We start from the raw sequence: 13253 nt of genomic DNA, 5'->3' as shown, positions 1-13253 counted from the left end.
GAGAGGCACGTGGCATTAAATGTAGGTCCCGATTTTAAACAGCGCTGGTTAAATGTACCGGAAGCTGTACGTCAGACCTTTATCGATGACCTCTCTCGGATCTGCGATATTTTAAAGCCAGAAACGTCTTTGGAAGAATGGCAGAGTCGCGACCAGCGCTTGCAGCAGGAATCTGAACGTAAGATCGAAGCCGCCTATGCGCAGCGCAAAGCCGAATTGATTGAAGAAGCCCGCATTCGCAAACAGCTTGCGCTTGAAAAAGCCTTGGCCGAGAAACGTGCCGAAGAACAGGCCTATCAAGAACAGCTACGTCTTGAAGAACAGCGTAAATTTAGCGAACAGAGTCAGGTGCTTGCTGAAATAAATACGCATCTAGAGACTGAAGTGCAGCACTATGTCGCACGTTATGCAAAAAATCCTGAGACGACTTTTGATTTTGCCAGAGGTCGCCTCCAGATTGAGGACCAGTCCATTTTATCCGAATTAGAAAGTGTGCGTTTACGTCTGGAACTTGAGGCAGAAACCGTGATTGAACAGACCGTGAATGCACTTCGTGAAAAAATGCGTGCGGCAGCCAAAGAAGAAATCGAGTATATGCTGAAAAATTCTGAATTTTCTGATCAGCCACGCAATATTTAAATGATCCTTTCACATTAAAAAAGCCCGAAAATTCGGGCTTTTTTATTTTCTATGTCGCATCTTACAAAAAATCTGCCAGCATAAAGGCAGCATTTCCGAGCAGATAGCCAATGCTTAATAAAGTGCCAATCCAGAGGATGCCACCCGCAATATTATAAAAGCTGAATGTGGCAAAGCTCATATGCGCTGAACCGGCAGCAAAAGGGCCAAATGAGCGGACAAAGGGAATAAAACGTGCGATTAAAATAGTTTTACCGCCATGTTTCATAAAATAGTGGTTGGTTTTCACCATATATTCCGGCTTAAAATAGCGTGAATGTTGATTAAAATATTTTAAGCCAAGAACTTTTCCGGTGTAATAATTCACGCTATAGCCCAGCACCGAAGCAGTGAATAACAACAGCCCCATCGAATGCAGGGTCACCAGATCGCTGCTGGCACATAAAGCTCCCACAGCCAGCAATAGACTGTCGCCGGGCAGGAAAAAGAAAAACACTGAACCGGTTTCTGCAAAAATCACCAGAAACAGGATTGCATAAATCCATACCCCATATTGATCGAGCAATAGCGGCAATGACTGTTCCAAGTTAAGTAAAAAATCGAGCATTCGACCCGTCCACCAAGGCAATATTTGCAAGTTGAACTGCTGATTATCCCGAAAAATAAAAAAACAGTCTAATTTTTCAATCAGACTGTTCAGTAAATCAACATTTCTCTTATTTTAAGAAACCATTTTCAGCCAGGAAATCCATACTGATTTTTGATTGTTCAGTGGTTTGGGCGGCTTTATCACCGAGCAATAAACGCTCGATATAACGTGCCAATACATCCACTTCCAGATTGACCTTGCTACCGACTTTCCAGGTACCGATATTGGTACGTTCAGCAGTATGTGGAATCAGGTTCAGACTAATCACGCTACCACGCAAATGATTAATCGTCAGACTGATGCCGTCGACTGTGACCGAGCCTTTTTCTGCGAGATATTTGGCAATTTCAGCAGGTGCAGTCACTTCATAATAAATTGAACGTGCATCTTCACGTACCAGGGTGATCTCGCCGACTGCATCGACATGACCTGACACAATATGACCGCCAAAACGCGTAGTCGGCAACATGGCTTTTTCAACATTGACAGGTTGACCGGCTTTCCAGGTGCCGAGCGTGGTCCGGTTCAGACTTTCACGGGAAACATCAGCCGCATACCAGTTCTCGCCCCAGTCGATCACGGTCAGGCAGATACCATTGGTCGCGATAGAATCACCCAGATGTACATCAGACATGTCCAGATCGGTCTGGATGCGTAAACGTACATCACCACCAACGCTTTGCAGACTTTCGACTTTGCCGAGGCTTTCGATAATACCTGTAAACATTTTTATTTCCTTTTCAATTCTTTTACCAGAGGGCCAACTGGGTACTAACGCCGGTCGTATCCACACCACCCAATTCTGCATAATGATGCAGCTGGCTGAGTAATTGACGGATCGGTGGACCTGACTTGGCGTGGGTATCGGTAATCACAATAAATTCCAGCACGCGGGCACGTTCAGACTGGCGCTGTTTGCTAACACGATAACGCGGCACATCCTGGGTTAGCAAGGTCACCCGGCCACGTTTCAGATTGGCCTGTAACAAATCGGTAGCGCTGATATTACCGTCAGTTGAATAACTGGTCAGAATGAAACGTGCATTGATGGTGGCCAACAGGCTCTCGTAAGCTTCTTTGGCATATTTAGAGGAATTGTACTGGCTCGGACGCTCTTTGCGCCATGCCCGGTCAATCCCGCTCTTAAAGCCCTTAGTATCCGGAGTCGGTAAATCGGCCTGATCCCATAAGGTCAGCGCATTCAGCACATGATAATTACTGCTATAAGCATGCTGATTATACGGCGGATCTAGATAAGCCACATCCACTTCAAAGCCGCTCATCTGGTTGGCCAGATGCTGGGCATCGACACACCACATTTCTGCAGCCATTCCCTTTTTCTGATCCGACTCGCAAAAACGGCTTGGCGTTAACCATAATAAAGATTCAATCCGTTCCAGTGCAGTTTGGGTTTTCCCGCCCCAACCATGGTGGAAGCTTTTGAAAACACCAGAAGTATTGCTGACAAAACTGGCGGAATACAGCAAAGGCGCCAGCAATGCAGACATTTCTACATCATCAATTGCACCTTGTGCCTGCCAGGCTGCAATCTGCTGACGGATGGCATCAATACGCATACCGTTACGACGTTTAAAGAACAAACGGTCACGGGCTGGATCATAAATTTCATCATTACGCGGACACAGGTTATGCGTTACCCAGCCTTTAACTTCCGGCAGACGGTTCAGATAATCAATCGCTTTCTGATAGCCACCGAGTTCTTTAAATGCCGGTGCTTCAGTACAGGCCAGTACCGCATGATTCAGCGCATGGCTATACGGCTCCCAGTCATTGGCAATGACGCGATAGCCATTCTGACGAGCCAAACGCGAGACCACACCTGAACCTGCAAAAAAGTCAGCAAAAATCGGAGCACGACCATCAGCACGGTTCAGGGTTCCCGTACTTTCCAACGCTTCCAGAATTAAATGCAGTAAACGGCGTTTGTTGCCCAGATAAGGAACCAGCTGATGGAAAAGATATTCATCGGTGGTACGTGCCGCATGGCGACGTTTATGATAAACCGTAGACTCTGAACTCATAGTGTCTCTTGAAAAGGAATTAGCCTGAAGCGCACGTCATCACCTAAGCGAGTTACATCGCGCAGCTTAAATCGGAGTTGTTCGGCCATATGGCTAAATTCTGCATTAAACATGGTACGCGCGGACTGACCCAATAGGGTCGGTGCAACGTAACTGATCAGTTCATCAACCAATTTTTGTTGTAAAAATGCCGTAGATAAGGTCGCCCCTGCTTCCACCAACACATCATAAATCTGATGCTGTTGAACCAGTTGCTTTAATAATTCTGATAAAGGTTGTACCGGCAAGTGTAGCACACCTAGGTCTGCAAGCTCCTGACGAAATGGCCCCATGACCATCACTGTTTCAGGTTGCGCTAAAATCTTTGCACTCAGTGGCAGACGTCCCTGACGGTCCAGAATAATCCGTTTCGGTTGCACCACGGTCTTGATCTCTTCAACGCCATCCAGTTGACGCACATTCAGTTCACAGTCATCCGCAAGAACCGTATCAATCCCGGTGATCACTGCGCCTGAAATCGCACGCCAATGCTGTACATCCTGACGCGCTTCCACACCGGTAATCCATTTCGATTCACCCGATGCCATTGCGGTACGGCCATCCAGGCTTGAGGCAATTTTTAAACGCACATAAGGCATGCCAGTCGCCATGGCTTTCAGGAAACCTTGATTCAGCTCATGCGCTTCATCTTCACAGATGCCAACGTCTACCTCAATGCCCGCATCTTTCAGGATCTGTACGCCTTTTCCGGCCACTAGCGGATTGGGATCAGGACAGGCCACGACAACTTTAGCCACACCTGCTTCCACCAGACCTTTGGCACAAGGCGGTGTCCGGCCATAATGCGCACAAGGTTCTAAAGTCACATAAGCGGTTGCACCACGTGCCTGTTCACCGGCCTGACGCAGCGCAAAGACTTCAGCATGTGGCTGGCCGGCTTGGGGATGAAAGCCTTCACCAATCACGATGCCATCTTTAACAATGACACAGCCGACATTCGGATTCGGTTTGGTGGAATATTGCCCCTGACGTGCCAATTCAATGGCCCGGCGCATCCAGATTTGATCTTGATTCAGTTCAGCCATGCTTATTCTTGTAATTCTCGTTGTTGCATCTGTTCAATCTGATGACGAAAAGCTTCGACATCCTGAAAATCCTGATAGACCGAAGCAAAACGCACATAGGCAACATGATCCAGAGCAAATAAAGACTGCATCACGATTTCACCGATGGTACGTGATTTCACATCACGCTCACCCAGACGGCGAATCTGTAGCTGAATATCGCTCAGCACTGTTTCAATCTGCTCCTGGGTCACCGGGCGTTTTTGCAAGGCATGCATCAGGGAACGGCGTAATTTGGCTTCATCGAAAGGTTCATTTTTGCCATCCGACTTGATGACGCGCGGCATCACCACTTCATAGCTTTCAAAGGTAGTGAAGCGTTCATTACAACTGACACATTCACGGCGACGACGAATCTGACAGCCTTCAGCTGCCAGGCGTGAATCAATCACTTTACTGTCTGCAGTATTGCAAAATGGGCAATGCATAGCGGTTTAATTGAACAAATCCAGATGGATTCCGAGTGTAGCAAAAATTACAAACTTTGTAGAGTTTTACGCAACATATAGAAAAAAAACAGCCCATTCGGGCTGTTTTACACTATATATTGATTATGGTGGATTTATTATTATTCGACACGTTCGCCATGTTGGCTTAAATCCAGACCCATACGCTCATCATCAGATGCTACACGGATTCCAATGATCAAGTCGATGACTTTCAGGATAATGAAGGTCATGATCGCAGAGTAAGCAATTGTCGCCAGTACACCTTCCACTTGCACCCAAAGCTGATGCATGACATTTGCAGGAGCATTGTCCCCCATGATGAATTCGCTGGCAAAGAACGCGGTTAAAATCGCGCCGACAATACCACCTACACCATGCAAACCAAAAGCATCTAAAGAGTCATCGGCTTTCAATGCACGTTTCAGTGCAGTAATCCCCCAGAAACACACCACACCACCGATCAGACCCATCGCCAATGCACCGCCTACAGTCACAAAACCTGCAGCTGGAGTAATGACCACCAGACCAGCAACTGCACCCGATACGCCGCCCAGTACAGAAGCTTTACCACGTGCCAGTTTTTCAGTGATTAACCAGGAGATGGCTGCTGCCGCTGCTGCGACTTGAGTCACGATCAAGGCATAGCCTGCAGAACCGTTGGCACCTAATGCAGAACCACCGTTGAAACCGAACCAGCCTACCCAGAGCAAAGATGCACCAACTACTGTAAGCGTCAGGTTATGCGGTGCCATAGATTCACGACCCAAACCCATACGTTTGCCCAGCATATATGCCGCTACCAGACCGGCAACACCCGAGTTGATATGTACAACCGTACCACCGGCAAAATCAAGCGCGCCGTCGTTACCTAACCAGCCACCACCCCATACCCAGTGGGTAATTGGTGCATAAACAATCACCACCCAAAGTGCGATAAAAGCAACGAAAGCACCAAATTTCATACGCTCTGCAATCGAACCGCTGATGATGGCAACCGTAATGATGGCAAAAGTCATTTGGAAAATCACAAACAGGATTTCAGGAATCGTGCCTGAAAGCGCCTCTGTGGTAATACCGGCCAGCATGAATTTATCCAGGCCACCTATAAAGGCATTGCCTTCACCGAAAGCTAGGGTATAACCAATAATCACCCAAGCAATACTGACCACCGCCGCAGCAATAAAGCTATGTGCCATCGTCGCCAGAACGTTTTTCTTGCGGACCATACCGCCATAAAATAGCGCCAAGCCAGGAATGGTCATGAGTAAAACTAGAGCGGTAGAGGTTAAAACCCAGGCGGTATCGCCGGTATCTAGCGTTGGTTCTTCTTCTGCAGGCGCTGCAGCTTCAACTGGCGCTGCTTCAGCAATTGCTGCTATCGTGTCTGTTGTTGTATTTGTTGTATCGCCTGCTTCTTCAACAAGCACAATTTCTTCTGTCGGTGCTGTTGCTGTTGCAGCTTCTTCAGCCCATGCAACAGAACCACCAAAAAGAGCGCCGGCCATGCCGAACGCGAGTAGCATTTTTTTCATTCGTATCCCCCAACCAAGTTTTTGTGAGTTATTAGGTACTCAGCAAACTTCGTGCCAAGTTAGACAGCGTCTGCACCTGTTTCACCTGTACGAATACGGATGACTTGTTCCAAGTTAGTCACGAAAATTTTTCCGTCACCGATTTTTCCAGTGCTCGCCACACGAGTAATAGATTCAATCACCGCGTCTACCATTTCATCGCTAATCGCGATTTCAATTTTGACTTTCGGCAAGAAATCTACAACGTATTCAGCACCACGATAGAGTTCAGTGTGGCCTTTTTGACGACCAAAGCCTTTCACTTCAGTTACAGTGATGCCTTGAACACCAATTTCAGACAATGCTTCGCGAACATCGTCTAATTTAAAAGGTTTTACAATTGCAGTTACGAGCTTCATGTTTGTTTTCCTTCGGCTTATTTCACCAGTAAGGTTTTACGTTCAAATTTCATGCCAAGATTCCTAAGGTCGGGGGAAATTAGAAAGCCCGGCATGTGGTTTATTTATACCTTATTTTATACGGATAAAGACTTTGAATCTTCAAAAAATAGACATTTTTTATGTGGATTTTTACAATATCTTTAATCGAATAAGTCTATATTTTGTCTGAAATACTATAGTCTGCATTTTAGCAATGCTAAACTGTCGGTTCCTTTCTACGGCGATGGATCAGACAATGATTGAAACTTTATTACAAGCAATTTTGCAGCAAGTCGAACAACCTAAGAAAGATTTGGAACATAATATCCGTGCCTTGTTAAATGAAGCTGTGGCGAAAATGGATTTGGTGTCTAAAGAAGAAATAGAACGTCAGCGTACTGCCCTAAATAATGCCAATCATCGCCTGAATGATTTGCTCAAACAGGTGGAAGCATTAGAAGAGAAAATTTCGAACAAAAAATAAGCACAACTACAGTGCACAAAAGACACCAGAACTATAAAAATAACGCACCATATTGGAACAATAATAATGTCTTTTGCTAAAATTTATACGCGAGGCTTGCTGGGCCTGCATGCGCCTTTAATTGAAGTCGAAGTTCATGTCAGTTCGGGTATGCCTTCGCTCACTATAGTAGGGCTTCCCGAAGCGGCGGTACGTGAAAGTAAAGACCGGGTACGCTCTGCCATTTTGAATAGCGGCTTTCAATTTCCGACCAAACGTCTGACCATTAATCTGGCTCCTGCAGATTTACCGAAAGATGGATCACGTCTGGACTTACCGATTGCTTTAGGCATTTTAGTGGCCTCTGGGCAGCTGCCTGAAAATTGCACCGAGCATCTTGAATTTATTGGCGAGTTGGCCCTCGATGGTCAATTACGTTCTGTCAGCGGCATCTTGAGTATTGCCATTGCCTGTCAAAGTGACCAGCATCAACTGATTTTACCTGGCCCAAATGCACAGGAAGCTTGTCAGCTCCCAGACTTTAAAGTCTTTGCAGCCAATCATCTGAAAGAAGTGTGTGAACATCTTTCCCAGACACAGCGCTTGCCGCACGTAGAAGCCAGCTCACTCGCTACAGATCATTTATATAAATTTGATCTGGCGGATGTAAAAGGACAATTGCGACCACGGCGTGCTTTGGAAATTGCCGCGGCAGGTGGTCATTCCCTGCTGTTTCGAGGCCCACCTGGAACAGGCAAGACCTTGCTGGCCTCCCGATTGGCCAGTATTTTACCGCCCTTAAAGACGCAGGAAAATCTGGAAGTGGCCAGTATTTATTCGGTGGCGAATGCCAATCACCCTTTTGGGCAACGGCCTTTTCGAGCACCGCACCATACTGCTTCTGCAGTAGCATTGGTCGGTGGCGGCTCACACCCCAAACCAGGAGAAATTACTCTGGCACATTTAGGGGTTTTATTTCTGGACGAGCTACCAGAATTTGACCGTAAAGTTTTGGAAGTCTTACGGCAGCCTTTGGAAGCCAAGGAAATTGTTATTTCCCGGGCATCACGCCAAATTACCTTTCCGGCTAATTTCCAGTTAGTAGCTGCCATGAATCCCTGTCCATGTGGGTATGCATTCAATCAGGATATCCGTTGCCAATGTTCGCCGGAAAGTATTAAGCGCTATCAGAACCGGATTTCAGGCCCCCTGCTGGATCGGATTGATTTGCATATTGATGTACCGCCATTACAGGCGCATGAGCTACAGGACAATCGACCCGCCGAAGACTCCGAAACGGTCAGACAGCGCGTCATTGCAGCCTATGAAATTCAGATGCAACGGCAAAATACCTTGAATATGAGTTTGAGTCCAAAACAGCTAGAGCAATATGCCGCATTAGATCAGTCTGCCCAGAAGATGCTTGAAATAGCTCAGCAAAAACTGAATTTATCAGCACGTGGCTATCATCGGGTCTTGCGTGTTGCACGCACCATTGCCGATTTAAATCAAAGTCCAGATATTCAAAGTCAGCATCTTTCGGAGGCCCTGTCTTATCGCGGGCAGCAGCAGATTTAGGTCATTAAAAAAGGCGACCTAAGGTCGCCTTTTCATCTAAAGAGGATTAGAAGCTATAACCGAGTCCAAATACGACTTTATTCTTTTGTTTTTCATCAAAACGGTCATAACCACCCAAAATATAATTCATGCTTGCAGTTACACCTGTGTCACCAAGTGGCTTGCTTAAACCGATGTCAAAATGACGGAAGCCAAAATTTTCCGTGGTTCCTTCAATAAAGTCACCTGATTTTTCATAAGCATATAAACCTAAAGCAGTATCCAAGCTAAAATCTTGTGGTAAAGCATAGCTATAAGTGGCTTTTAAATAGGTATCACCTGCATTGCCCCAAGTGGTATCTTCAAGAAGGGTTTGTGCTGTAACGCCCAAATCTTTATAGCTCATACCCAATAACAGCTCAAATCCATCAGAATTGACATCAGATTCATAATAATAATAGTAGGTCGTACCGATCGTTAAACCTAAGTCATCATTGACTGCATGGCTATAGCCAGCATAGAAGTTATTTTCGAAAGCATCACGTCCTTCTTCAGACAAAGGGTAATCTAGCGTAGATCCCCACCAACCTGCATAGAAGCCAGACGCATGGTTATAATCAAGTCCACCTTGTAAGGTAGCGCCGCTATTTTCAGGAATGTTAGTAATACCACGCAGGTTATAGCTTGAAAGTACGCTGATATTTCCAGATACCGTATGTTCAGCAACAGGTTCTTCGGCAAAAGTAAAAGAAGATACAGCGCCCAATAAAGCAAGAGATAATACTTTTAATGTTAATTTCATTGTGTGGCTCCCCCAGATCGTCTGAGACGTTTTTATGATCATTGATTAAACTCAAGTTCAAAATTTGCAAGAGCTATGCCAATCTGGATAAAAGGAACCAAAATAATAAATCTAAAAAGAAAAATAAAATTTAAATCATTGTTTTTAAATTAAAATTTAAATTATGAAAAACTGAATTATCTAGGCTTTCTCTTAAATAAATGTATTTAAGGGTATTTCTTCACTTTTTTAATACTTATACATAATCATTTACAATTTGCCCCATTTTGATTCCATTTTTGTAATGATTAAAATTTGTGCTAAAAAATAGTGCGTAATTTTTGATCATATTTTTCTCCCGTTTCAAAATAAATAAGCTGATCACATTCATTTCACCACTTTAGAAATATCATTTATAATTTCCAATAAAATTATGTTTTTACTCACTTTTTACCGATAGGTTAGAAATTAATCACCTCAAATCCTTGCTATTGTTTAATTTGAGTTAAAAAAATCTAAACTTTAGTGGAATATATCCAATAAAAAATGACATTTTTTCAGCAATTCTTATACAATTCCTAAAAAATTCCGATCAATTTGTATAAGGCTCTCTTCCCAATGCAAAATTCAAAAAAATTAACATTAGCAGTTTTGATTCAGGCTGCTTTGGTTTCTACCGCTTTCGCTAGTGAACAAAGCGAGTCTAAAGGTTTTGTAGAAGATGCTGAAGGTTCTGTACTTTTCCGGACTGGCTATTTGCACCGTGATAAAACCAATTACACTGATAACCAAACAGGTGAACGCAAAGTTGTTAATGATACGAGCTCATTTGCCCAAACTGCGATTGTTAAACTAGACTCTGGCTTTACTCAAGGTACTGTAGGCTTTGGTGCTGGTATTATTGGTGATGCTTCATTTAAGTTAGGTAATAATAATAATGCTGGTAATGGGATGATTCCTCGTGAAGCTGGTTTTAATGACCAGGGGGAATATAAAAAAGGCATTGGTGATACTTACGATCACTGGGCACGTGGTGGTGCTTATATAAAAGCTCGCGTGTCTAACACAACTGCTGTATATGGTACTCAGGTTCTTGATATTCCTGTATTAGCAAGTAATACAGCACGTTTAGTACCGGAATATTTCGAAGGTTTATTGGTTACAAGCAACGAAATTGATAACCTGACTTTGACTGCTGGTAAATTCACAAAGAACCAATATTCAGACCAAATCAATTCTGATGGGAATGAACTTGACCGTGCTGTGGTTTGGGGTGCGAAATATAAATTTAATGATGCCTTCAATACATCTTATTATGGTGTAGATGTTAAAGATAAACTTGATCGTCACTATGTTAATGCGAACTATAGCTATACCTTGGCTAATGACAGCACCTTAACTCATGACTTCAGTGGTTATCATACTGAATTTGATAAAGATGCGTCCACTTTCTCAGAAACAACTACAGACTTGTCTGACCGTCAAAACTCTATCTGGGCAGTTTCTACTACTTATAATAAAGATGTACATAATGTAATGCTCGCTTATCAACAGAATAGTGGTAATACCGGCTATGACTATGGTAGCAATGCGGACGGTGCACAATCTATTTACATGCCAAACTCATACTTATCTGACTTTGTTGGTAATGATGAGAAATCGCTTGGCTTGCAATATAATTACAGCTTCAAGAACCACGGTCTTCCTGGTTTAAACTGGACTTCTGCATTTGTATACGGTTGGGATATCAACGTAAATAACTCAGATAAAGAAGGCCAAGAACGTGAGTTCTTTAACCAAGTAAAATATACGGTTCAATCTGGTTTTGCCAAAGATAGTAGCTTACGTGTTCGTCACTCTTACCTACGTGCTAGCGACAACTACCAAGCTGGCAACTACATTGGTGACACTAATGAATGGCGTATCTGGTTAGACATTCCTGTGAAATTATTCTAATTCACACGAATTTCAAGCCATAAAAAAACCTGCACATTGTGCAGGTTTTTTTTTATTCTAGGCTTTAAAATTTTAAAGCCTAGACCACAGAAAGCAATTATTTGTTTGCTTCTGCATAAGCTTCGATTGAGCTCATAACTTCTTGTTTCGCAACATCAGCACCTTCCCAACCACTGAGCTTGACCCATTTTCCTTGCTCTAAATCTTTGTAGTGCTGGAAGAAATGTTCGATCTGGCTAATCAACAATGGAGGAAGATCAGTATATTCCTGAACATCTTTGTAGATTGGAGTCAGTTTGTCATGTGGAACTGCAACCAGTTTCGCATCAACACCACCGTCATCTTCCATGTTCAATTTACCGACAGGACGACAACGAATGACTGAACCTGGCTCTACTGGATGAGGCGTTACAACCAGTACGTCTAATGGGTCACCATCAAGCGATAATGTGTTTGGTACATAACCGTAGTTTGCTGGGTAGAACATTGCTGTACCCATGAAACGGTCTACAAATAACGCATCAGAATCTTTATCGATTTCGTATTTGATTGGTGCTGCATTTGCAGGAATTTCGATGATCACATAGATATCATTTGGCGCATCTTTACCCGCTGGGATATTGTTGTAGCTCATAGCATCACTCTTTAACAAGTTATATCTTTTAAAAAACCGCGACAATTATAACGGTTTTTAAAGATTTTTTTGGATTTTAAAATATCGAACTGTAAATATGTCCACAGACTTGATGACTTAAACCAACTTGATGATCAGCAGCAATAAAGCCACCGGACATAACATCGAGAGCAACCATACGATGGAGCGTAAAGTCGCCCAGTTGGCCAAATAGCAGATTCCGTACAACACACGAAAAACTAGATAGGCCACACCAAAAGTCATCACTACACTTTGCGGCACCACCATATATTCCGCCATTAAAATAGCAGCAATAAAGAGTGGTAAACTTTCAAAGCTGTTCTGCTGGGCAGCATTGGCGCGACTGGCCAAGCCTGAAGACTTTTTTAAAAATGCCCGTGGGTTCTGATTGTCTTTGCTGCTGAAGCCTGCTGATTTTTTTGCAATCAATGTAAACACATAAGGCAAAAGACAAGCGGCCAAAATGAGATAAATAACCCCACTAATGCTGTGCATCTGTTTTTTCTCATGAAAATTTTATCTCTATCATAGCATGGCATTTCGTGAATAAATTTTGTTAAATAGAGTGCTTTTTATTACTTGTTAAGGATTCACTATGGTCGCGCCTGATCAAAATGAAATGTTCGATGTCCTCGAGAAACAACGCCAGCATCAACGTCAAGTGGATCGCGTATTAAAAATTGTCCTGCCGATTGTGGCATTTTTGATGGCCGTCATTTGTGCCAATATGAATATTTGGTCACCGATCTTCACCTTTGCCATTTTATGGATTGCCTTTTATTTCGTAGGTATCAAGCGTACGCCACTCTGGCACTGGCTGGTCGCGATTCTGGTGTATTGTTTGATCGATAACATTCTAAGTTATGGCAGCTTTAATCAAACCGGATTTACCCGTCAGTTTGGCACTATGTTTATCTTCTTGGGAGTAGTTGGTGTAGGCCGTCCTTATTTTGACCGCTGGTTAATGAAAAAATAAAAAGTCCAAAT

General features: G+C 43.6%; 15 protein-coding genes. 5 read left to right on the top strand and 10 right to left on the bottom strand.

Annotation, left to right across the window (positions count from 1 at the left end; translation table 11 throughout):
- The first annotated feature begins 9 nt into the window (after positions 1-9).
- Positions 10-639, top strand: a complete 630-nt coding sequence (locus FTV08_RS04575; protein ID WP_180086766.1) for a hypothetical protein — start codon at positions 10-12, stop codon at positions 637-639.
- Positions 640-700: 61 nt separating this feature from the next.
- Here the strand turns inward: FTV08_RS04575 and FTV08_RS04570 are convergent, their stop codons facing one another.
- The 7 genes from FTV08_RS04570 to glnK all read right to left on the bottom strand — a co-directional run bounded on the left by FTV08_RS04570 (position 701) and on the right by glnK (position 6833).
- Entirely contained in the window at positions 701-1246 is a 546-nt protein-coding gene (locus FTV08_RS04570; RefSeq protein ID WP_004281049.1) for a VTT domain-containing protein, read from the bottom strand.
- Positions 1247-1355: 109 nt separating this feature from the next.
- A complete protein-coding gene (locus tag FTV08_RS04565; protein ID WP_004644909.1) occupies positions 1356-2015 on the bottom strand; it encodes a riboflavin synthase in 660 nt (219 codons plus the stop codon).
- A gap of 22 nt (positions 2016-2037) precedes the next feature.
- Positions 2038-3330: a DNA adenine methylase gene (locus FTV08_RS04560; protein WP_004644908.1), complete on the bottom strand. Its 1293-nt coding sequence runs from the start codon at positions 3328-3330 to the stop codon at positions 2038-2040.
- Positions 3327-4415: a bifunctional diaminohydroxyphosphoribosylaminopyrimidine deaminase/5-amino-6-(5-phosphoribosylamino)uracil reductase RibD gene (ribD, locus tag FTV08_RS04555; protein ID WP_180086765.1), complete on the bottom strand. Its 1089-nt coding sequence runs from the start codon at positions 4413-4415 to the stop codon at positions 3327-3329. The genes FTV08_RS04560 and ribD overlap by 4 nt, the downstream gene beginning before the upstream one ends.
- Positions 4416-4417: 2 nt before the next feature.
- Positions 4418-4882 carry a transcriptional regulator NrdR gene (nrdR, locus tag FTV08_RS04550; protein WP_004281044.1) on the bottom strand — a complete coding sequence of 155 codons (465 nt, stop codon included), beginning with the start codon at positions 4880-4882 and terminating at the stop codon, positions 4418-4420.
- A gap of 140 nt (positions 4883-5022) precedes the next feature.
- A complete protein-coding gene (locus FTV08_RS04545; RefSeq protein WP_180086764.1) occupies positions 5023-6435 on the bottom strand; it encodes an ammonium transporter in 1413 nt (470 codons plus the stop codon).
- A 59-nt stretch (positions 6436-6494) separates the two neighbouring features.
- Entirely contained in the window at positions 6495-6833 is a 339-nt protein-coding gene (gene glnK / locus FTV08_RS04540; RefSeq protein ID WP_004281042.1) for a P-II family nitrogen regulator, read from the bottom strand.
- A gap of 277 nt (positions 6834-7110) precedes the next feature.
- Between glnK and FTV08_RS04535 the strand changes: the two genes are divergently transcribed.
- On the top strand, positions 7111-7338 hold the full coding sequence (locus FTV08_RS04535) for an accessory factor UbiK family protein (protein WP_004281041.1): 228 nt from the start codon (positions 7111-7113) through the stop codon (positions 7336-7338).
- Between the two features lie 66 nt (positions 7339-7404).
- Complete coding sequence (locus tag FTV08_RS04530; protein WP_180086763.1) at positions 7405-8895, top strand: YifB family Mg chelatase-like AAA ATPase; 1491 nt, start codon at positions 7405-7407, stop codon at positions 8893-8895.
- A 46-nt stretch (positions 8896-8941) separates the two neighbouring features.
- On the opposite strand, the gene FTV08_RS04525 is transcribed toward FTV08_RS04530, so the two are convergent.
- Entirely contained in the window at positions 8942-9676 is a 735-nt protein-coding gene (locus FTV08_RS04525; protein ID WP_004644902.1) for a TorF family putative porin, read from the bottom strand.
- Positions 9677-10273: 597 nt separating this feature from the next.
- Here FTV08_RS04525 and FTV08_RS04520 point away from each other — a divergent pair.
- The gene (locus FTV08_RS04520; RefSeq protein ID WP_180086762.1) at positions 10274-11611 is read left to right on the top strand and encodes an OprD family outer membrane porin; all 1338 of its coding nucleotides are present in this window, start codon (positions 10274-10276) and stop codon (positions 11609-11611) included.
- A 97-nt stretch (positions 11612-11708) separates the two neighbouring features.
- On the opposite strand, the gene ppa is transcribed toward FTV08_RS04520, so the two are convergent.
- On the bottom strand, positions 11709-12245 hold the full coding sequence (gene ppa / locus FTV08_RS04515) for an inorganic diphosphatase (RefSeq protein ID WP_180086761.1): 537 nt from the start codon (positions 12243-12245) through the stop codon (positions 11709-11711).
- Between the two features lie 117 nt (positions 12246-12362).
- Entirely contained in the window at positions 12363-12761 is a 399-nt protein-coding gene (locus FTV08_RS04510; RefSeq protein ID WP_180086760.1) for an MAPEG family protein, read from the bottom strand.
- 100 nt (positions 12762-12861) lie between these two features.
- Here FTV08_RS04510 and FTV08_RS04505 point away from each other — a divergent pair, with 100 nt between their 5' ends.
- A complete protein-coding gene (locus FTV08_RS04505; RefSeq protein ID WP_180086759.1) occupies positions 12862-13242 on the top strand; it encodes a hypothetical protein in 381 nt (126 codons plus the stop codon).
- Positions 13243-13253: the final 11 nt, after the last annotated feature.

The organism is Acinetobacter sp. YH12226 (assembly GCF_013417805.1).
In the GTDB taxonomy this organism is placed as follows: domain Bacteria; phylum Pseudomonadota; class Gammaproteobacteria; order Pseudomonadales; family Moraxellaceae; genus Acinetobacter.
Note: the sequence above shows the minus strand (reverse complement) of the source record. Positions and strands in the feature narration are given on the sequence as shown.